The 21,330-nt window shown below is 48.5% G+C and carries 20 protein-coding genes; 13 read left to right on the top strand and 7 right to left on the bottom strand.

The features are described from left to right. Window positions 1-35: 35 nt before the first annotated feature. The 3 genes from M2133_RS05400 to M2133_RS05390 all read right to left on the bottom strand — a co-directional run bounded on the left by M2133_RS05400 (window position 36) and on the right by M2133_RS05390 (window position 3,214). Complete coding sequence (locus M2133_RS05400) at window positions 36-1,220, bottom strand: aminotransferase class I/II-fold pyridoxal phosphate-dependent enzyme (RefSeq protein WP_277464975.1); 1,185 nt, start codon at window positions 1,218-1,220, stop codon at window positions 36-38. Then, on the bottom strand, window positions 1,195-2,043 hold the full coding sequence (locus M2133_RS05395; RefSeq protein WP_277465108.1) for a prephenate dehydratase: 849 nt from the start codon (window positions 2,041-2,043) through the stop codon (window positions 1,195-1,197). Before M2133_RS05395 ends, M2133_RS05400 begins: the two co-directional genes overlap by 26 nt. Before the next feature lie 244 nt (window positions 2,044-2,287). Next, window positions 2,288-3,214 (bottom strand): hydrogen peroxide-inducible genes activator, encoded by a 927-nt coding sequence (locus M2133_RS05390; protein WP_277464974.1) that lies wholly within the window; start codon window positions 3,212-3,214, stop codon window positions 2,288-2,290. A gap of 134 nt (window positions 3,215-3,348) precedes the next feature. Between M2133_RS05390 and M2133_RS05385 the strand changes: the two genes are divergently transcribed. The 3 genes from M2133_RS05385 (at window position 3,349) to M2133_RS05375 (ending at window position 6,246) form a co-directional block, all read left to right on the top strand. Then, on the top strand, window positions 3,349-3,861 hold the full coding sequence (locus M2133_RS05385; protein ID WP_277464973.1) for an RNA polymerase sigma factor: 513 nt from the start codon (window positions 3,349-3,351) through the stop codon (window positions 3,859-3,861). A 397-nt stretch (window positions 3,862-4,258) separates the two neighbouring features. Then, window positions 4,259-5,287, top strand: coding sequence for an agmatine deiminase family protein (locus M2133_RS05380; RefSeq protein ID WP_277464972.1), 1,029 nt, complete (start codon window positions 4,259-4,261; stop codon window positions 5,285-5,287). Window positions 5,288-5,370: 83 nt separating this feature from the next. Beyond that, window positions 5,371-6,246: a carbon-nitrogen hydrolase gene (locus tag M2133_RS05375; RefSeq protein WP_277464971.1), complete on the top strand. Its 876-nt coding sequence runs from the start codon at window positions 5,371-5,373 to the stop codon at window positions 6,244-6,246. Between the two features lie 136 nt (window positions 6,247-6,382). Here the strand turns inward: M2133_RS05375 and M2133_RS05370 are convergent, their stop codons facing one another. After that, window positions 6,383-6,964 (bottom strand): hypothetical protein, encoded by a 582-nt coding sequence (locus tag M2133_RS05370; protein WP_277464969.1) that lies wholly within the window; start codon window positions 6,962-6,964, stop codon window positions 6,383-6,385. Between the two features lie 439 nt (window positions 6,965-7,403). On the opposite strand from M2133_RS05370, the gene M2133_RS05365 reads away from it, so the two are divergent. From M2133_RS05365 to M2133_RS05350, 4 genes are read left to right on the top strand one after another with little or no spacing between them, the layout of a single operon-like run. Then, the gene (locus tag M2133_RS05365) at window positions 7,404-8,330 is read left to right on the top strand and encodes a DUF5106 domain-containing protein (protein ID WP_277464968.1); all 927 of its coding nucleotides are present in this window, start codon (window positions 7,404-7,406) and stop codon (window positions 8,328-8,330) included. Window positions 8,331-8,368: 38 nt separating this feature from the next. Beyond that, a complete protein-coding gene (locus M2133_RS05360) occupies window positions 8,369-9,025 on the top strand; it encodes a bifunctional nuclease family protein (protein ID WP_277464967.1) in 657 nt (218 codons plus the stop codon). Beyond that, on the top strand, window positions 9,022-10,338 hold the full coding sequence (locus M2133_RS05355) for a nucleoside transporter C-terminal domain-containing protein (RefSeq protein ID WP_277464966.1): 1,317 nt from the start codon (window positions 9,022-9,024) through the stop codon (window positions 10,336-10,338). The genes M2133_RS05360 and M2133_RS05355 overlap by 4 nt, the downstream gene beginning before the upstream one ends. A 1-nt stretch (window position 10,339) precedes the next feature. Beyond that, window positions 10,340-11,038: a 16S rRNA (uracil(1498)-N(3))-methyltransferase gene (locus M2133_RS05350; RefSeq protein WP_277464965.1), complete on the top strand. Its 699-nt coding sequence runs from the start codon at window positions 10,340-10,342 to the stop codon at window positions 11,036-11,038. Window positions 11,039-11,099: 61 nt separating this feature from the next. Here the strand turns inward: M2133_RS05350 and M2133_RS05345 are convergent, their stop codons facing one another. The 3 genes from M2133_RS05345 to M2133_RS05335 form a co-directional block, all read right to left on the bottom strand. Next, window positions 11,100-11,378: a hypothetical protein gene (locus tag M2133_RS05345; RefSeq protein WP_277464964.1), complete on the bottom strand. Its 279-nt coding sequence runs from the start codon at window positions 11,376-11,378 to the stop codon at window positions 11,100-11,102. A gap of 143 nt (window positions 11,379-11,521) precedes the next feature. Then, entirely contained in the window at window positions 11,522-13,042 is a 1,521-nt protein-coding gene (gene guaA / locus M2133_RS05340) for a glutamine-hydrolyzing GMP synthase (RefSeq protein ID WP_277464963.1), read from the bottom strand. A 46-nt stretch (window positions 13,043-13,088) separates the two neighbouring features. Then, window positions 13,089-13,982 (bottom strand): MBL fold metallo-hydrolase, encoded by an 894-nt coding sequence (locus M2133_RS05335; protein ID WP_277464962.1) that lies wholly within the window; start codon window positions 13,980-13,982, stop codon window positions 13,089-13,091. Window positions 13,983-14,368: 386 nt separating this feature from the next. Between M2133_RS05335 and M2133_RS05330 the strand changes: the two genes are divergently transcribed. From M2133_RS05330 to M2133_RS05305, 6 genes are all read left to right on the top strand, one after another. Then, complete coding sequence (locus tag M2133_RS05330; protein ID WP_277464961.1) at window positions 14,369-15,277, top strand: hypothetical protein; 909 nt, start codon at window positions 14,369-14,371, stop codon at window positions 15,275-15,277. Window positions 15,278-15,458: 181 nt separating this feature from the next. Then, the gene (locus M2133_RS05325; RefSeq protein WP_277464960.1) at window positions 15,459-16,805 is read left to right on the top strand and encodes a TolC family protein; all 1,347 of its coding nucleotides are present in this window, start codon (window positions 15,459-15,461) and stop codon (window positions 16,803-16,805) included. 50 nt (window positions 16,806-16,855) lie between these two features. After that, a complete protein-coding gene (locus tag M2133_RS05320) occupies window positions 16,856-17,866 on the top strand; it encodes an HlyD family secretion protein (RefSeq protein WP_277464959.1) in 1,011 nt (336 codons plus the stop codon). Further along, entirely contained in the window at window positions 17,863-19,041 is a 1,179-nt protein-coding gene (locus M2133_RS05315) for an ABC transporter permease (protein WP_277464958.1), read from the top strand. Before M2133_RS05320 ends, M2133_RS05315 begins: the two co-directional genes overlap by 4 nt. 30 nt (window positions 19,042-19,071) lie before the next feature. Next, on the top strand, window positions 19,072-20,328 hold the full coding sequence (locus tag M2133_RS05310) for an ABC transporter permease (RefSeq protein ID WP_277464957.1): 1,257 nt from the start codon (window positions 19,072-19,074) through the stop codon (window positions 20,326-20,328). A gap of 106 nt (window positions 20,329-20,434) precedes the next feature. After that, window positions 20,435-21,322: a sugar phosphate isomerase/epimerase gene (locus M2133_RS05305; RefSeq protein ID WP_277464956.1), complete on the top strand. Its 888-nt coding sequence runs from the start codon at window positions 20,435-20,437 to the stop codon at window positions 21,320-21,322. The last annotated feature ends 8 nt before the right edge of the window (window positions 21,323-21,330 follow it).

Here is a 21,330-nt window from a genome sequence, read left to right as displayed (position 1 = left end):
GCCGAGATAGTATATTGCTTCTATCTGAATTTCTTTTAATTCTGCAGCATTACGACTCTCCGTAATGCCTCTTTTAATGTCTCCTCCGGGCAGCAAAGGGATATGCGAATATATTTTTCTCCCTGATCGCCGAAGATAAAGCCCGGTGTGATAAAGACATTCGCATTGTATAGGATCCGGTCGGCCACTGCTTCGGCGTTTCCTGTGTGATCGGGCACCCGTCCCCAAAGGAACATGCCTACCTGTGCTTCATCATACCGGCAGCCCAGGGCTTTCATTATCTTACCTGCCAACCGCCGCCTTTGGGCGTACACCCGGTTCATACTTTCATACCATTCCTTGGGCGCGTTCAATGCTTCTGCCGCCGCATATTGCATCGGTTTGAACTGGCCGGAGTCGACATTGCTCTTCACTTTGAGTATCCAATGGATAAAGCGGGCATTGGTAGCCAGCATGGCGATGCGCCATCCCGGCATATTGTGGGATTTACTCATCGAGTTCATCTCGATGCAGATCTCACGTGCTCCGGGCACACTGAGGATACTCAACGGCTGATCGTTCAGTATGAAACTGTACGGATTGTCATTGCAGATGATGATTCCGTGTTTGAGGCCAAAGGTAACTAATTTCTCAAAGAGTTCCATTGTCGCGTTCGCTCCGGTGGGCATATTGGGGTAATTCACCCACATGATCTTTACTCCGGTGAGATCCATCGCCTCCAGTGTTTCAAAGTCGGGCATCCATCCCGTCTCTTCACAGAGGTTGTAGGGAACGATCTCAGCGCCGACCAGTTTGCTGACGGAGGTATAAGTGGGATAGCCCGGATTGGGAATCAACACCCGGTCGCCCGGATTCAGAAACGCCATCGATACGTGCAATACTCCCTCTTTGGAACCGATCAGCGGCAGGATCTCCGTTTGCGGATTGAGTTCGACACCGTACCAGCGATGATACCAGTCGGTAAAGCCTTTCCGCAGTTCCGGAATGCCGATATAGGGTTGATATCCATGCTCACCGGCGTGATGGGCATGCTGACACAAGGTCTCTATCGTCTGTTCCGACGGTGGAAGATCAGGACTTCCGACTCCCAGATTGATCACGTTCTTTCCCGCGGCATTCATCCGGGCTACTTCCTGCAGTTTCTTCGAGAAGTAGTATTCTTGTACGTTGCTTACGCGTGTAGCGGGTGCTATTTCACACGCTTTGTTTACCTTCTGCATATTCTCCTAAGATATTAAAGTCTTTTGTTAATGGGCGGATCGCATCGAGCGCCTGTTTGTATCGCGTGAAATCGGTAAAGGTGAGGTCAATGTAGAAAAGATATTCCCATTCGCGGCCGACGATCGGCAGAGATTGGATTTTGGATAGGTTCATATCGTAAAAAGAAAGGATAGAAAGGACTTTCGACAGGCTACCGGCGGTATGCGGCAGGGCAAATACCAGTGAGGCTTTATTGATTTCTTCCTGGTGGAACAGATCTTCGGCAGTCCAGCGATCGGCCAACGCCAGGAAGCGGGTGAAGTTGCGTTTGTTGGTTTCGATGCCTTCGGCAAGAACTTCCATCTGGTAGATCTCTGCGGCCGCTTTGCCGCAGATGGCCGCGTGTCCTTTCAGTTTGTTTTGCGCGATCCAGCGGGCGCTCATCGCCGTGTCTTCTTTTTCCACCAGTTTGACATGAGGCAGCGTATCGAGGAAATCGGCACATTGCATCAGGGCGATCGGGTGGGAGTTGACCTCTTCGATCTCGTGGATTGTGGTGCCGGGCAGGGCAACCAGCGAATGGGCGATCCGGAGTTTGTATTCTCCAATCACACGCAAACCGCTCAACCGGATCAGTTCGTGGTTTTGCAACAGACTGCCGGCAATGGTATTCTCGATGGCCATCAGTCCTAACGTAGCCGGATCTTTGCGGATCGTAGCGATCACTTCTTTGAAAGAGTTACATCCTACGATCTCGATTTCTTCCCCTTCGAAATAATTGTGGCTGGCGATATCGTGATACGAACCGGCAATGCCCTGGATAGCGACTTTCTTTTTTTTCATCATCTTGTTTGCCTTTGCGCACAAAAAAAGTCCCACCGTACGCGGCAGGACTTCTATTATGCTTATTGATTGTTCTATTTCTGTTGATCAATGCTCTACATACATATTCCTGCCTTTATTATGCGATAATAAAAGTAAAAATAAAAATATGTAAAGCTAAATCGATTCATTTCTGACAATTCTCTTGTTTGAGGGAGCAAATGTAACACTTCTTTTGAATATACAAACAAAAAGTGATAAATTTTTACACCACCTTGTGTCCGGGTTGCAACGAAAGGGTTGTTTTCGGCACGGCAGACCGGATACTTTCCGTGATCAGCTGGCCGACGGAATGGCGCACGAAGTCCTTCCGGGTAACCCATACAATCTCCCGGCAGGGACGGGGAATGGCAAAGGGGCGTACCAGTTTTTTCTGCTCACCACTCAGTTGCAAGGTGGCCAGTTCGGGAATGAATGTGATCCCGTTGCGGCTTTCCACCATACGCATAAAGGTCTCCAGGCTGCCCAACTGGTAAGCCGCCTGGCGCACTTTGACCTTTTCCATCTGGCAGAAGCGCATCAGTTGGTCGCGAAAGCAATGTCCTTCGTCCAACAGCCAGAGGTTTTCGTCGCTGATATCGGCTGTCTTGATCGTCTCTTTGGGAAAGATCGATTCGTTTTCGGCGATATAGACAAAGAACTGTTCGTAGAAAAGCACTTCGCCTTTGAATACGGCTTCCACCGGTTGATTGGCAATGATTGCCGCATCAATCTCGCCGCTTTGCAGGGCAAGCATGGTCTCGGCTGTTTTCATTTCCAGGATACGAATATCGAGTTCGGAATGTTTCTTGCGCAGTTGTTGGAAGAAGCGTGGCAACAGGTAAGGCGCGATCGTGGGCAGGATCGCCAGGCGGAATTCTCCTTTCAACGAATGGCGTTCTTCTTTGGCGATCTCCTGGATACGGCCGGTTTCGCGCAATACCACCTGTGCCTGTTCGATGATTTTCCGTCCGCTGGGCGTAGGGGTTACCGGTTGCATGCTGCGGTCGAAGATCTTCGTGTCCAGTTCGTCTTCGAGCTTCTGGATCATCATACTAAGGGTGGGCTGAGTGACATGGCAGTGCTCGGCTGCTTTGGCGAAATGGCGGTACTGATCGACTGCCAGGATATATTCGAGTTGTTGGATGTTCATCGTGCAAATCTTTGGTGTTTTCCTTACAAAGATAAGGAATTATAGATAAACTCTATTTCCCGATAAACTTTATCTGTTGGCAATAATAGAAACGAAACTTAGCTTTGCAATGTAAATCAAAGGCAATATCCATTATGAATACACATCAGTTTCAACAGAATTTAGTAGGCTTACAAGATAATATGCTGAATTTCGCCTTAAAGCTTACGGCCAATAGCGACGAAGCCCATGAATTGTTGCAGGATACCACCCTGAAGGTGCTCGATAATCAGGAAAAATATATAGATAACACGAATTTCAAAGGATGGGTGCTGACTATCATGCGCAATATCTTTATTAATAACTACCATAAGGTGGTGCGTACGCAAACGATGGTCGATCAATATGCCGATCTCTATAACCTGGAGGTATTAAGCGAGGCAAGCTTTGATTCTCCGGAGACCTCCTACCGCATTCAAGAAATAAACCAGGCAATCGAGAAACTGGAAGATGATCTGCGCATTCCTTTCTCTTTCTACCTGAGCGGCTATAAATATCATGAGATAGCCGATCAACTGGCCATGCCTCTGGGAACCGTAAAGAGCCGAATCTATTTTGCCCGGCAGGAACTGCAACAGAATCTTAAGGAACTTAATCTGGAAAGATAAACGTAACTTTCTGCCTTCCAGGGGGCATTTCGTGATTCGCCGGCTTGCTTCTTTTGTTTGACGGCTTTGAAACAGTTGTTTCACAGCTCTTTTTCATTGTTTGACAGCTGTGAAACAGCCGTTTCACAGCCGTCGAACGGCTGTTTGACAGCTGTCGAACAACTGTTTCACAGCTGTCAAACAACGAAAAGCGGGCCGGGAAGTGAGAAAATTTCCCGGACAAGAAGAAAAAGATGGCATTATAGATGAAAGATCAGTCTCCGATTGGCCGTACTTTGCCGGGAGTGGTTTGGGGGCTGTTTCGCTGGGGAAAAAGTGAAACCGCTGAAGGAACGCGGCGCTTTGCCGGGAAATGTGCGGAGAAATGCGTATTTTTATGCCCGATAAGTTAAACTGTATGGAAGAGCAAACAATCCTTTTACCGGCGGAATGGTATCCGCAAAGTGGCGTTCAGTTGACCTGGCCGCACGAGGAAACCGACTGGGCGCCCCTATTGGATGAAGTAATCCCTTGTTTCGTGGCGATTGCCCGGGAGATCCTGAAGCGTGAGAAGTTGTTGATTGTCGGGCGCGACGAAGAGGCGATCCGCAAGCAACTGGGTGAGGTGGATGAAAGCCGGTTGGTTTTTATTCCCTATGACCCGAATGACACCTGGGCGCGCGATCATGGCGGTATTACGGTGCAGGTGGATGGTGCGCCGGTCGTTTATGACTTTGTATTCAATGGTTGGGGCATGAAGTTTCCGGCCGACCGGGATAATCTGATTACCCGGATGCTTTTCATGGCGGAGGTGTTTGCCGAAGAGGTTGCTTATCAGGATATGCGGCCTTTTGTTTTGGAAGGTGGGAGTATTGAGTCGGATGGCGCGGGTACGTTGTTGACTACCGAGGAATGCCTCTTGTCGTTCAACCGCAACGAATATATTCCGAAGGAACAGTTGGAGCTTTATCTGAACGAGATGTTCGGCACAGACCGGATCTTATGGCTTAGCCACGGTTACCTGGCGGGCGATGATACGGACAGCCATGTGGATACGCTGGCACGCTTTTGCAGCGAGGATACGATTGCCTACGTACAATGCACGGATCCGGAAGATGAGCATTATGAAGAGCTGTGCGAGATGGAAAAAGAACTGCAAGCCTTTGTCCGCCGCAATGGTGAGCCTTACCGGCTGATTGCCCTGCCGATGGCCGACGCCGTCGAGTGGGAGGGAGAACGACTGCCGGCGACCTACGCCAATTTTTTGATCCTCAACGGAGCCGTTCTCGTACCTTTCTACGATTCACCGAAAGACGAGGTGGCGCGAACCGCCTTGCAGACGGCTTTCCCCGACCGGGAGATTGTCGGCATCAACTGCCTGGCGCTGATCAAACAGCACGGATCGTTGCATTGCGTGACGATGCAGTATCCGGAAGGGACGCTTTAATTAAAAATTACGAATTACGAATTAGGAATTGGAGCGAAGCGTAAAAAAATTATCAATTATCAACTATCAATTATTAATTAACGATGAAGGTTGGCATTATTCAACAGGCAAATACGGGAGATCACGCGACGAATATCGCGAAGCTGGAACAATCGATCCGGACGTGTGCCGCGCAAGGCGCGGAGTTGGTCGTATTGCAGGAGCTGCATAACGGACTTTATTTCTGTCAGACGGAAGATACGCAATATTTTGATCAGGCAGAGCCGATTCCCGGGCCTTCGACCGAACAGTTTGGCGCCTTGGGCAAAGCGTTGGGCATCGTATTGGTTCTTTCTCTCTTTGAAAAGAGAGCCCCCGGATTATATCACAATACGGCGGTGGTGATCGAGAAAGACGGCACGATTGCCGGGCGGTATCGCAAGATGCATATCCCCGATGATCCGGCATATTATGAGAAGTTTTATTTCACACCCGGCGACCTGGGTTTTGAACCGATCGATACCTCCGTCGGTCGCCTGGGCGTATTGGTCTGTTGGGACCAATGGTATCCGGAAGCCGCCCGCCTGATGGCGATGCGTGGTGCCGAACTATTGATCTACCCGACGGCTATCGGCTGGGAAAACAGTGATACGGAAGAAGAAAAGGAAAGGCAATGGAATGCCTGGATGACCGTGCAACGCGGTCATGCTGTTGCCAATGGCTTGCCGGTGGTGACGGTCAATCGGGTAGGGCATGAGCCCGATCCTTCCGGGCAAACGCAAGGCATTCGGTTCTGGGGAAAGAGCTTCGTGGCCGGTCCGCAAGGGGAACTGCTCACGATATTAAGCCCGGATGCCGAAGAGCTGCAGGTGATCGATATCGATAAAAGCCGCAGTGAGCAAGTCCGTCGCTGGTGGCCCTTCTTCCGCGATCGAAGGATCGATGCTTTTGAAGGGCTGACGGCTCGCTATTTGGAATAAGGGCTTTTAAGTCTTTTAGGTCTTTTAGGTCTTTTAAGTCTTTTAAGTCCTAAATGACCTAAATGACCTAAATGACCTGAAAGACCTAAAAGACTTAATGACCTGAAAGCCCCAAAGGCCTTCAACTCCTTATTCCTTAAACAAAGCAAACACTGATCGATAAAGGCTGCGACGTGCCTTTGTCTTTCGGGGAAGAGGAGCAAATATCCGAATATCCGAGCAGGAAGCTACCATAATTGCTTTCATTATAATACACCTCCTCGTAAGCCTCGGACATATTCTTTACCATACTGTCCGGATGGATCAGGATAACCAAATGCTGCGTGATATGCTTTAACGTGCGGATGGGAATGCTGCTCTCGGCGATCCAAACCATTCCGGTCTGGGACACTCCGAATTCGGCACGGATAATAGTTACATCCATTTTCCCCAGATCATACGGATTGATCACATGGTTCAGCTCCTTATTTCCTTTGATCTCCGGAACAGCTGAGCAGATCGTATCGGCTTGCGGATGGATCTGGTGGATAAGGGGCTTCACCTCTTCGGTAGAATTCAGTTCATACCAATGGATTCCCGCTTTGTTCAGGTTGCATTTGAAAGTTTCTAACATGGAAGATTGTCTGGTTCCGGATGCTGGTGCATCGAAACGCAAAGCGCTGTGGGGCGCCGGATAAAAGCTTGCGGCTTCACACATTAGGTCTCTGGTAGTTGTCATAAAACGTTTCTTTTAATTACTCGCCTGATGCGATGCGATACAACCCGGGCATGCCTGGTGTCAATCTCACTACTTCAAGCGTTCTTTTTGTTTACGGTTTAACATATACTCCGTAAGGAAATATCCCCAAATCCTTACTCGGCTAAATTATTGCATCTGTATCAAACAGAAGATGTCCTTTTTCTTTCTAAACAGTTAAATAGCAATCTTGTTCGCAAAGATATGGGTTATTTTTTGAAAATCCTAATAATCATAAGCTGTCTTTCTTTCGGATGGCAAATTCCTCTTTGTTGAAGACGCACGGGAGAGTGAAATGGAGCCACCCGGACCTTGCGGATTCTACAAATAGATATGCAATTAATAGGATCGAAAGGCTTATTCTCATTGGAATATCCTATATTTGCATGTTGTTTTGTCTGAAACGATAAAAGTGAAAGTTATGAAATATCTTCCGATTTTAATCTCTCTGTTGGTTTGTCTGTCATGTAGCGGGCAACAGAAAAAGAAAGAAGAAGGGCAGGAGAAGAAAATACCCGTCTTTGAAATGGTTACGATCCCCAGTTTAGTCACTGATCCGCAGCACAGGATGGAATATGCCGTTGAACATTACTGGGATAAGTTTAATTTCACCGATACCGCCTACATCCATCATCCGGAAGTGACGGAGCAGGCTTTTTCCAATTATCTCTATATGATGGGCGAGGTCCCGCTGGAAAAAGCCGTTTCTTCTATCCGCAATATGTTGAAGAAAGCTGAAGTAGAGAAACAGATGTACACCTATTTCACGGATCTGTTCGAAAAATATTTGTACGATCCCAATGCACCCCTGCGCAATGAAGAACTGTATATCCCTGTTTTGCAGGCGATGGTGGAAACCCCTTTGTTAGACGAGGTGAATAAGATCCGCCCGGCGCATTTGCTTGAAGTGGCTTTGCGGAACCGTTTGGGAGAGTCGGCGACCGACTTTGTGTATGAACTGCCCGATGGGAAAAAAGGCCGCCTCTACCAGGTGAAGTCCGATTATCTTCTTTTATATTTCTACAATCCCGACTGTGAGAACTGCCGGGAGGTGACTCAGGCGATGAAAGAGTCGCAGTTGATTAACGGGCTATTGAACGCCGGGAAGTTGAAAGTCTTATCCGTCTACCCGGATGAAGATAAAGAAGCGTGGGTGAATCATATCCCTCAGATGCCCACCGTATGGATCAATGGACAGGATCGCGAAGTGATACTAAAGAATGAAGAGATATACGACTTAAAGGCGATCCCTTGCCTTTATCTGTTGGATAAAAACAAAACGGTAGTCCTGAAAGATGCTCCTTTTGAACAGGTCGAAGCCTATCTCTATAATCATTCTGCCATATAATCTTATATTTATGTTCCTTTTAAATAAGTTAGATCTTAGTGGATACAAGAATTGAATTACGCGTACAGGGACTGACCAACAGTCAGATACAATCAGGAGCCTATGCCCTTATCCTGGCCGAAGAAAATGGTCTCAGGCGGATCCCTATTATTGTCGGCACGGCAGAAGCACAATCCATCGCGATTGCTTTAGAACAAATCATTCCACCCCGTCCGTTGACGCATGATTTATTTGCCTCTTTCTCCCGGACTCTTGGGGTAGAGCTGAAAGAAGTGTTCATCTATAAGTTTGAAGACGGTGTATTCTATTCCGAGTTGTTATTTTCGGATGGCGTGCGTGAGATCCGTTTGGATTCGAGAACCTCGGATGCGATCGCGATCGCGTTGCGGATGAAGTGCCGTATCTATACCACCGAAGCGATTGTGCGTGAATGTGGCGTGGTATTGGATGAAAGTCAGGATACCATAGAAAACGAAGAGGGTGAAGCGCTACTCGATGAGCTTGATGCGTATCTGTTAGATCTCGAACCGGAAGATCTGAAAGGGGAAGAAGAATTAGGCAAGTGGCTTAGCCTTTTGGATAAGGAGTCTTTGCAGGAACGTTTGGAAGAAGCGATAATAGAAGAGAACTATGAATACGCCAAGATGTATAAAGATGAACTACATAAACGAGAAGAGGAGGAAAGAACTTTATGATGGAAGAACAAATCGGTTTTAATTTGATTTCACTACTGAGAGGTATATTAGGTTTGGTCGCGATTATGGCTGTTTGTTACTTGATGAGCTATGATCGCAAGCGGATCGACTGGAAGTTGGTCGGTGGCGGGCTAATGATGCAGCTGGTATTTGCTTTGGCTGTGTTGTATGTTCCTTTTATCGGTTCCTTATTGGAAGGTTTAGGCAAGGTCTTTGTCAAACTTATGGACTTTACCCAGGAAGGGCTTAACTTCCTGTTGGGTCCTTACGCCTCGCGGGCCAATGGATTCAGCTTCCTTTTGCATTCCCTTCCGATTGTGATTTTCTTTTCGGCTTTGGTTTCCATGTTCTACCACTGGGGCATCATTCAAAAGGTCGTGGGCGGCTTTTCGTGGGTCCTTCGCCGGTTTATGAACATCTCCGGTGCGGAAGGGCTGGTGGTTTCCGGTAATATCTTTATGGGAATGACCGAATCGCCGGTACTGATCAAAAACTATTTGCCGGCGATGAATAAATCGGAGATCTTCCTGGTGATGGTTTCCGGCATGGGTACGATTGCCGGCTCCGTAATGGGAACGTATATCGGCATGTTGGCCGGAGCAGATCCGGCTTCCCGTATCTTATTTGCCAAACATTTACTCTCGGCCTCCGTCATGGCGGCTCCGGGCGCGATTGTTATTGCGAAAATGCTTTGTCCGCAGACAGAGAAAGCGACGGATATCATCGTTCCGGTAGAGAATGAATCAAAGAAGTCGACCGTATTGGATGCGATTTCCAACGGTACGGTAACCGGAGTAAAGCTGATGACAAACATTGCCGCTATGCTGTTGGTCTTTATCTCTCTTGTGGCACTGGCGAATTACGTACTGGATGATCTGATCGGGAGATATACAGGCCTGAACGAGTGGATTACGCGGATCACGGACGGTAAGTCTACCGGACTGACCTTTCAGTTTATCGTCGGTATTGTCTTAGCGCCTTTTATGTGGCTCATCGGCGTTCCTGGGGCCGACATCACTACCGTCGGTTCTTTGTTGGGACAGAAAACGATCCTGAATGAATTTGTCGCTTATGCGCAGATGCAACAATGGAAAGACGCCGGTGTTTTTGTGTATGAGAAATCAATCTTGATGTCTACCTATATTCTTTGTGGCTTTGCCAATATTTCATCTATCGGTATCCTGCTGGGCGGAATGGGCGTATTGGCTCCGGAAAAGAAAGGCATGATTATTCGATTCGGTGTGCCGGCAATGATTGGTGGCGCCTTGGTTTCTGTTCTCTCTGCTACTATGATAGGAATGATTCTCGGCTAATATGCAGATCTTTTATACTCCGGATATTATTGAGAAATATGTGTTGCCTGAAGAGGAGGCAGCCCATGCAATCCGTGTCCTACGGCTTTCGGAAGGGGATCCTGTATTATTGACCGACGGAAAAGGTTACTTTTACGAGGCAATAATCATTAAAGCCCATCCCAAACATTGTGAGATTGCGATTCGGAAAACGATAAAACAGGAGCCGTTATGGAATACTCATTTACATATAGCTGTGGCTCCGACAAAGAATATGGATCGGATGGAGTGGTTTGTGGAGAAATCAACAGAGATTGGAATCGATTCGATCACCTGTTTATATTGTCGTTATTCGGAACGGAAAGAAATCAAAACAAACCGGTTGGAAAAGATTATGGTTAGCGCCATGAAACAATCTCAAAAGGCCTGTTTACCGACACTGGAAGGAATGACTCCTTTCCGGGAATTCATAAAACAACCGTATGCCGGCCGCAAGTTCATTGCCCATTGCGGAGCCGGGGAGAGGGTTTTGTTGAAAGATACCTATAAAGCCGGACAGGATGCGCGGATCGTTATCGGTCCGGAGGGTGACTTCAGTGCGGAGGAGGTCGATTTAGCGATAGCCTATGGTTATGAACCGATCTCGTTGGGTGAAAGTCGGCTGCGCACGGAAACGGCCGCCCTTGTCGCCACGCATACCATCCGGCTGTTGAATCCATAACAAAAAAAAGGATACCCTTTCTTTTCCGGGGTATCCTTTTATTTTGTTTGCGCTTGATAAATTACAGATTGTACTTTTGATCTGTATCTTTCAGCTTTTGCAACTTCAATTCGATCTCTTCTTTTTCTTTGATCAGGCGAAGTTCTTCTTCTCCCATCTTTTCTTTTTTGTAGCGTAACGCTAAACCAATGGTGTTTTCCAGATCTTCGAAGCTAAGAAGTTTAAGATTCGTTGCTACCAAATTGAAAGCAGATTCTTTTCCTAATTTATTCGCTTCCCGTTTCGCCCGCATTGCTGCTTTGGCCTCTTCCGTCATTTTTGAACCTTTAATTCGTCCCATAATTGTTCCTTATTTCCAAATTTTTTAAATGAATAAACAAATTACAGGACAAATATAAAATAATCTATTGATAAATAACAAAAAAAAGACGTCTTTTTTTATTTTAATCAAATTAGGGGTCAAATGATTCCCTCTCGATTATTTTATTCCCACTCGATTGTTGCCGGTGGTTTGGAGCTAATATCATAGACCACGCGATTGACTCCTTTGACTTTATTGATTATTTCGTTGGAAACTTTCGCCAGGAAGTCGTAAGGAAGCTGCGCCCAGTCGGCTGTCATCGCGTCTGTTGAGGTGACGGCCCGCAAGGTGATCGTGTTTTCGTAGGTTCGTTCATCTCCCATCACGCCGACGGAACGGATTGGTAAGAGGATGGCGCCGGCCTGCCATACCTGGTCGTATAGTCCCCATTCGCGCAGTAAAGAGATGTAGATATCGTCGGCATCCTGCAGTACGCGAACTTTTTCGGGCGTAATATCTCCCAGGATACGGATTCCTAATCCGGGACCGGGGAAGGGATGGCGTTTGATCAGGTGCGGTTGCATACCCAGTTCGATCCCAACGCGGCGTACTTCGTCTTTGAACAACAGGCGTAGCGGTTCGACCAGCTTCAGATGCATCTTCTCCGGCAGACCTCCCACGTTGTGATGACTCTTAATCACCGTGCCTGTGATCGATAAGGATTCGATCACGTCGGGATAGATCGTACCCTGTCCCAGCCATTTGATATCTTTCAGTTTATGTGCTTCTTCATCGAAGACATCGATAAAGCCTTTGCCGATGATCTTACGTTTCTGTTCCGGATCGGTCACGCCGGCCAATTCGTTGTAGAAGCGGTTTTTGGCATCGATTCCGATCACGTTTAATCCCAGGTGTTCGTAGTCTCTCAAGACGTTTTCGAATTCATATTTGCGCAACAGGCCGTGATCGACAAAGATACAGGTCAGGTTTGCCCCGATGGCTTTGTTGAGCAGTACGGCGGTAACGGAAGAGTCGACACCGCCGGATAGGGCGAGTATCACTTTGTCGTCGCCCAGTTTTTCTTTGAGCTCGGCCACGGTGGATTCGATGAAAGAGGCGGGGGTCCAGTCTTTGGCTGCGCCGCAGATATCGAGGAAGTTGTCCAGTAGCTTGGTTCCGTCGGTGGTATGGAATACTTCGGGATGGAATTGTACGCCCCAGGTCTTCTCGCCTTCGACGGTATAGGCTGCTGCCTGCACATCGCTTGTGCTTGCGATGGTTTTGAAGTTCTCCGGAAGAGAAGTAATCGTATCGCCATGCGACATCCATATTTGCGTCTCTGCGGGAATGCCTTTCAACAGGGGATCGTTCGGATCGATCGATGTCAGGTTGGCCCGTCCGTATTCCCTCGAGTTAGCCGGTTCCACGTTGCCTCCCGAAGTGTAGGCAATGTATTGCGCTCCGTAGCAGATGCCCAAGATCGGGAATTTGCCTCTGATCTGACTCAGATCTGCCTTGAAAGCATGGGTGTCGTACACTGAATAGGGACTTCCGGAAAGAATCACCCCTTTTACATTCTTCGTCTCGTCGAAAGGAAATTTGTTATACGGAACAATCTCGCAATACATGTTCAACTCTCTGATCCTGCGACCGATTAGTTGAGTGGTTTGCGAGCCGAAATCAAGAATAATAATCTTCTGCATGCAATAATATTTCTAATTAGATAAGCTGTGCAAAGGTAAGAAAAAATTATTGAAAGGGAATAAAGTTGTAACCCGTGCCTTCCGCTTTTTTGATCTGCCCCATTCCCGGGAAAGGAATATGCATTCCGGCAACTGGTATCCGGTATTTTTCAACATATTCCAGAATTTCCCTACGGGCCCGGATAGCGTCTTCGGGATGGACGTCGTAGGTGACGGCCACTTCCGGATGTGGCATCTGAATGGCCATCGCATGGGTAAGGTCGCCCCAGATCAAGAGTTTCCGCTTTTCTGTTTCGACGAGAAAGACCGTATGTCCGGGCGTATGTCCGTAAGCGGCGATGCCTTGTATGCCGGGCAGTATCGGTTGGGCTTTCTCTCCCAACCGGTCGGGGACGAACAGGTGCAATCGGTCCTTATAGCTTTCGATCACCCGGATGGCATTGTGGAATCCGCCCCGGCGGTTCTCGGGTGTTTGCGCGATAATTTCCGGATTGGTCCAATAGTCATATTCGGGTTGGGGCAGATAAACATCGGCATTGGGAAATGCTTTGTCGTCGCCTTTCAGCATTCCGCCGATATGGTCGCCATGCATATGTGTGATCATCACGATATCGATCTTCTCGGCCGCCACGCCCAGTGTCGCCAGGTTATCGAATAATTTCCGTCCCATTCCCGTGTCGAAAAGAATATTCTTGTCGGGTGTTTGCAACAGAAAAGCATTCATCGCATTGGGAAACGTGCCGTCGGGTGCGTACGTTTTCAGGATCTCTTCAGATGCCCCGATCAGGATGCCGGGATTGGCTTTTTGTTGCGATTCGCAGAGCAGGCTGAGCGTGCAGTTTCCTATTGGATAGGTAAAGACCGAAGGCAGCTCCTGGGCGGAGGCCACCGCAGAGAGGAGCCAAAGCCCCAGACACAGTTTCGTCGCTAAACGTTTCATGACTATATGTATTTGTTGAAGGTTAAGATCTCCCGGTAGCCGGTTAATCCTTGCGAATATAAGGAATAATTTCGGACGAACCGTCGCTTTTCTTTATTTACTTGTCCCTGTTTTTCTGCGCAGTCGGGCGGAGTTTTTTGGTATGAGGTACCTCAAAATCGGCTAAGAGGTACCTCATAATTGTTTTTGACGTACCTCATAATTTGTTTTGAGGTACCTCATACCAAAAAAAGAAGGCTTCTTTATCCTTTTTTCTTCCTGAATACGGAAGAAAACGGTCAAAGACTAAAGAAAGCGAAGCCTTATTAAAAAATGTATAAATTCCTCTTTTTCTTCCGGCGCATCTGTTTTAATCGTACTTTTGTGCGTTCATAGATTGAATTCCGATGAGTACTGAAGAGAAGAAGAATACGAAAGAAGTAAACAAAATGTCGCTATTGATTCTGGCGATTGTTGTGTTGATTTTGATCATAGCCGGTGCAGCCTATTATATCTTTCATCAGAAAGCGCAGATGGATGACATTGTGATGGGTTATGAATTGGAGAAAGAGATACTGGCGGATGAATCTCACGAAATGGTATCATGGTATGATGAGAAGAAATATGAACTCAGCAACGATTCGCTGATCGCCCAGCTCACGACCGAACAAGCCAAGGTGCAACGCCTGCAGGAAGAACTGCGCACGGTGCGCGCCACCGACACCCGTCGGATCAATGAACTGAAGAAAGAATTGGAAACCCTGCGCACCATCATGCGTAGCTACGTCATACAGATCGATTCGCTCGACCAGGCAAACAAACGGTTACAGAAAGAAAAGCAGGAAGCGGTCAACAGTTACCGACGCGCTTCGACCCAAGCGGCCAACCTGCAGAAAGAGAAAGAACAGCTGACCGAACGGGTCACCCTGGCCAGCCGTCTGGATGCAACCGACATACAGGTTAAGGCGGTCAACTCCAAAGGAAAGGTAGCCAAGAAGATCAAGCAGATGCAACAATTTGTCGTTTCATTCAAAATCACCAAAAACATAACCGCCCCCGTCGGGGAAAAGATCGTTTACGTGCGGATTATGAAACCCGACGACGATGTGTTGGTCAAAAGCCGTGCCGATGTGTTCCCCTTTGAAGACAAAGAAATCAACTACTCCATGAAGCGGATCATCGAATACGACGGGGAAGAAACAGCGGTGACCCTGTATTGGGATATCGAAGAATTCCTCTCGCCGGGCGAATACCGCGTGGATATCTTTGCGGATGGCAACCATATCGGCCGTCGCACTTTCTCTCTGGAAGGTTGATCGCAAACGTTTCTGATTGCATTCGTTCAACTATTCAAGTGATTTAAACCAGTTGTTTGGTGGCAAATACAGTATATTTGCCTCAACGGTTATGTTTGTTCCCCGCGCGATTGAACAAACTCTCCGGCATGAGTGTTTTTTAGGTAAGTAAATCAAGGTTTAGGTTAAAAACAATAGATAAATGAAGAAGTTAATCGGGTGCATAACCCTTTGTTTAGGCTTTGCTGTGGGAATGCCGGCCCAAAACCCCCTCACCCTGGAGGAATGCCGGCAGTTGGCCATCCAAAACAATAAAGCCTTGCGAATCACCAAAGAAAAGGTCAAGATCGCCGAGCAGGAAAGGCATGCGGCGCGCACGAAGTATTTCCCCGAGCTCTCGGCTATGGGCGCTTATCTGTGGAACCAGAAAGATATCAACCTGTTTGATTTCAGCCAACTGGGCGAGGTCGGCGCTTTGATTCCCCAAAGTATAAAAGAAGTCGTTCATCTGGATATTCAAAACATCTGGTTGGGCAATATCTCGTTGGTGCAACCTGTCTTTATGGGCGGGAAGATCATTTCCTACAATCAGATCACCCGTTATGCCCGCGAGTTGGCCGAAGCGATGAACGACCTGCAACTGCAGGACGTGATCTATCAGACGGATGAGACCTACTGGCAGGTGGTCTCGCTGGTCAATAAAAAGAAACTGGCCGATAGCTATGTCGACCTGCTGCGCCAAATGGACAGCGATGTGCGGGAGATGATCCGCGAAGGCGTGGCAACCGAAGCCGACGGCCTATCGGTACGCGTGAAGCTCAATGAAGCGGAGATGGCGCAGACCAAGGTCGACAACGGCTTGGCACTTTCCCGTATGCTATTGGCGCAGCTCTGTGGCCTGCCTTTAGACCAACCGGTTGCTCTGGCCGATGAAGCCATCGAAGCACTGCCCGTCGAAGCGGTGACGGCCGCAGCCGATGTGAATGAAGCCTTTATTAACCGGCCGGAATTGAAAAGCCTCGACCTGGCCACGCAGATATACAAGAAAAAGGAAAACATCGTCTTAGCCGATCATTTACCTAATGTCGCGCTGATGGCTAATTATCTGGTGACGAACCCCAATGCCCGGAATGGCTTTAAAAATGAATTCGCCGGCGGTTTCCATGTCGGAGCCGTATTGAAGATCCCTTTATCCGGCTGGTGGGAAGGCACCTATAAACGCAATGCCGCCCGGGCGGAAACGACCATTCAACGCCTGCAGTTCGAAGAGGCCAAAGAAAAGATCGAACTCCAGGTCAACCAATCCGTTTATAAGGTGAACGAAGCCGAAAAGAAACGGATTGCCTCCAACCGCAACATGGAAAGCGCCGAAGAGAACCTGCGACATGCCAATTATGGTTTTGAAGAAGGGGTTATCCCTGCATTAAACCTGATGGAAGCGCAAACCGCCTGGGTGCAGGCCCGTTCCAATCTGATCGATGCCCAGATCGAAGTCCGCCTGACGGAGGTCTATCTGAGTAAGGCATTGGGGAAGCTGTCTGGAAATTAAAAGTTACGAATTAAAAATTACGAATTACGAATTACGAATTATAAAAAGATATGGGCAAGAATAAGAAATTTAAGATGAGCAATATGATGCTGGCTTTTATCGCTGTATTGGTGGTGATCGGTTTAATCGCATTAGCCGGGTTCTTTCTGTTGACACCCCCCGACGATGTGATCCTGGGCCAGGCGGAAGCTACCCAGGTCCGGATCTCGGGAAAGGTGCCCGGGCGTATTGTTTCCTATCGGGTAGATGAAGGAGATAAGGTGATGGCCGGCGATACGTTGGTCTTTATCGATACTCCGGAAGTAGAAGCCAAGTTGCAACAGGCCGAAGCCGCCCAGGCAGCAGCGGAAGCCCAGAGTGCAAAGGCCCGCAAAGGCGCCCGCGTGCAGGAGATCACCGGCGCGTACGAACTCTGGCAAAAAGCACTGGCTGGTGTCGATATTGCCAAGAAGTCGTACGACCGGGTGCAAAACCTGTACGACAAAGGAGTCATGTCGGCACAGAAACGCGATGAGGCCGAAGCCAACTACAACGCGATGGTCGCCACCGAGAAAGCCGCGCGCTCGCAATATGATATGGCAAAGGAAGGCGCTCGCCAGGAAGATAAAATGGCAGCCGAAGCCTTGGTCAGACAGGCCGGAGGAGCGATTGCCGAGGTCGAATCGTACGTCAGTGAAAGTATATTGCTTTCTCCGATAAATGGCGAGATCGCCGAACGCTTCCCACAGGTGGGTGAACTGGTCGGGACAGGAGCACCGATCATGAACGTGGTCGATCTGAATGACCTCTGGGTGACCTTCAGTGTGCGCGAAGAGCTGTTGAAGACGATCCGCATAGACTCCGAACTGAATGCTTTTGTGCCGGCACTGGATAAGGCCGTGCGCCTGAAAGTGTATTATCTGAAAGATATGGGAACGTATGCCGCCTGGAAAGCAACGAAGACCACCGGGCAGTACGACTCGAAGACCTTCGAAGTGCGTGCCCGGCCGATGGAGAAAATCGAAGGCTTACGACCCGGTATGTCGGTGGTCATGAAGAAAAAAGGAACAGAGATCTTATGACATTAAATCAGGGTTTACATTCGATCTGGAATATCGCGAAAAGAGAAATGCGGCGACTGGTCAGTCGGCCGATCTATTTCTTCTGTATGCTGTTCGCACCGGCATTGAGTGTGGTCTTTTTCATCACACTGATGCAGGAAGGACTGCCTAAAGACCTTCCGATTGCCGTGGTCGACCTGGACAATACGGCCACTTCGCGCAATCTGATCCGTCAGCTCGATGCTTTCGAACAGACCGAGGTGGCGATGAAAACCCTGTCGTTTGCGGAAGCACGCGAAGAGATGCAGAAAGGAGAGGTCTATGGTATCTTCTATATACCGGCGAACTTCTCGGTCGAGGCAACCACCGGCAAACAGCCGACTTTGTCGTTCTATACCAACGGTTCTTACCTGATCGCTGCCTCTTTATTGTTCCGCGATATGAAAACCATGTCGGTACTCGCCGGAGCCTCGGTGGGTTTGCAAACCGGCACGGCTAAAGGACTAAGCACCGAACAGATCATGGGGCAACTGCAACCCATCGTGATCGATACCCATTCGATCGGTAACCCTTGGCTGAACTATTCGGTCTATCTGAACAATACAGTCTTGCCGGGCATCCTGGAGCTATTGATCTTTATGATCACGGTCTTCAGTATCGGAACGGAGATCAAATATTCCACCTCCCGGCGCTGGTTGCAGATGGGAGGGAATTCCATGACGGTAAGCCTTATCGGGAAACTGCTTCCGCATACGGTAATCTTTACCTTGGTGGGTTTTATGATGTGTGCCGTATTATACGGCTACAATGCCTTCCCACTGCATAGTGGCTGGGCGCCCATGCTGACAGCTATGTTCCTTTTGGTGATTTCCTCGCAGGCGGTCGGCGTTTTTATGATTGGCGTTTTGCCGACCTTGCGTCTGGGACTTAGTTTTGCCAGCCTGTTTGGTATGTTGGCGTTCTCGATCGTCGGCTTTTCTTTTCCGGTGCAGGAGATGTATCCGTCTATCCAGGCGTTGGCGAATCTTTTTCCCTTGCGCCACTACTTCCTGATCTATGTCGATCAGGCCTTGAATGGGCGCGAACTGGTTTATTCCTGGGCGGAGTATGTCTGGCTGGCAGGATTTCTTATGCTTCCGCTATTGATCCGCCGGAATCTGAAGAGCGCGCTTCTTTATTTCAAATATATACCGTAGGGGGGAATTGACAATTGACAATTGATAAGGATGGAAAGAGAGCATCGTATACATTATATTATAAAAGAAGGAATCCAGGATACCTTTTATATCTGGCGGGAAGAACTGAAGAATGTCTTCCGCGACTCCGGGGTGATGATCTTCTTCTTCCTGGTGCCTTTGGCTTATCCTGTTTTGTATGCCCTGATCTATAATAATGAAGTGGCGCGGGAGGTGAAGATGGTTGTGGTCGATCAGAGCGACTCTTTCCTGAGCCGGGAGTTCGTGCGCCGGGTGGATGCGACCGCCGATGTGCAGGTGGTGGGTGTTTACGGCAATATGGAAGAGGCCAAGCAGATGGTTGACAGTAAACAGGCGTATGGTATCCTGTATTTCTCGCCCGACTTCAGTAAAGATATGCATGCCGGACGGCAGGCCACCGTTTCACTCTATAGTGATATGAGCGCTTTATTGTTTTACAAAGCTTTCCTGCTTTCGGCAACGGAGGTGTCGTTGGACTTGGGCAAAGAGTGGTCGGCCAGGAATCATCCGGCTTCGACGGAGCAGATGCAACAGATCACGATCAATCCCATCCCGTATGAATCGGTTACATTATATAATACGCAGAATGGCTTTGCCAGCTTTCTGGTACCGGCGATCCTGATATTGGTCATTCAGCAGACATTGATCCTGGGCATCGGCATGCTGGGCGGAACGGCACGCGAGCGCAACCGCTTCCGCAGTCTGGTGCCCGTCGGCAGGCAGTACAAAGGGACCTTCCGTATCGTAGGAGGGAAGGCGCTGACGTATATCGTGCTCTACGGTATCGTTTGTTTGTGGGTACTGATCATCGTGCCCCGCTTGTTTACGCTTCCGCAGATCGGCAATCCGGGTACGGTCTTGTTGTTCGTCTTGCCTTACCTGTTGGCTTGTATCTTTTTCTCGATGACTTTGTCCGGCTTCATGACCAGCCGGGAGTCGCCGATCCTGGTCTTTGTCTTTACCTCTGTGATTCTTTTGTTTATCTCCGGCATCTCCTGGCCCAAAGAAGCCATACCGGCATTCTGGAAGGCGGCAGGATATCTATTCCCTTCGACATTCGGTATCCAGGGCTTTGTGCGTATCAATTCGGCAGGAGCCACCTTATCGCAGGTCGCTCATGAGTATCAAGTGCTTTGGATTCAGACCGGGGTTTACTTTATTACCGCCTGCATGATCTACCGTTTTCAGATCATTCGCCTCAAAGGTATATTGCACAAACAGTACATGCACCTGAAACAACTGAGAAAATCATCGGCAAATCATTGAGCAGCCGTTGATTTTTGAAGATTTTAACGCAATTATCCTTTAGTCCCAGAGAAATAGTTCTACTTTTGTGCAGATTCTTTAGTAAACCTATAAAACAAAAGTATTTATGCAAAACAGACGTGACTTTTTGAAAAAGGCTTCCCTCTTACTTGCCGGAGGTGTAGTCGCTCCTCAATTCATCTCTTCTAATGTAGCGCATGTCGCTGCCGACGCGAAGAAACGTATCGGCCTCCAGTTATATTCTCTGCGTGAGATGGTCAAAGACGATGGCATCCAGGCTGTACTCGAAGCGGTTGCCCAGATGGGTTATACCCATGTGGAAACTGCCGGTTACGACGATGGCAAGATCTACGGCTTGGATCCGAAAGATTTCAAACAACGCCTGGACGACCTGGGCATGAGATGCACCAGCGCTCACCTGGGACCGGACTATTCAAAAGATAAAGAAGCCGAAATCATGGCTTGGTGGGATAAAGCAGTCGAAGCTTACAATCAGGTGGGTGCCAAATACCTGGTGAAACCTTCTATGCCGTTCAACGAAAAGACGACGGCCGACGATCTGAAGATCTATTGCGACTATTATAACTCAGTAGGTTACAAAGCGGCTGCCGCCAGCATGGCTTTCGGGTATCACAACCACGACTTTGAGTTCAAATTCAAGTTCGACGGCAAGACCGGTTACGACTTCCTGCTCGACAATGTCAGCCCGCAGCACGTATTCTTCCAGATGGATGTCTATTGGGTAATGATGGCCGGCTACGATCCTGCGAAGTACCTGAAAGAACGTCCCCGTCAATTCAAATGTATCCATATCAAAGACGAAATGGAAATCGGCGCCAGCGGTAAGATGGACTTCCAGGCGATCTTCGAACAGATGAAAGCCAACCGCGTGAAAGACTGGTATGTAGAAGTAGAAAACTACACCAATAACGACCCGGTCGAAAGCGTACAGGAAAGCTATGACTTCCTGAAAAACGCCGCTTACGTCTATTGATCCACCGA

It is taken from the genome of Parabacteroides sp. PF5-6, assembly GCF_029504695.1.
Classification (GTDB): Bacteria; Bacteroidota; Bacteroidia; order Bacteroidales; family Tannerellaceae; genus QVMG01.
The sequence above is the reverse complement of the archived record's forward strand: the minus strand, read 5'-3'. Positions and strand labels throughout refer to the sequence as shown.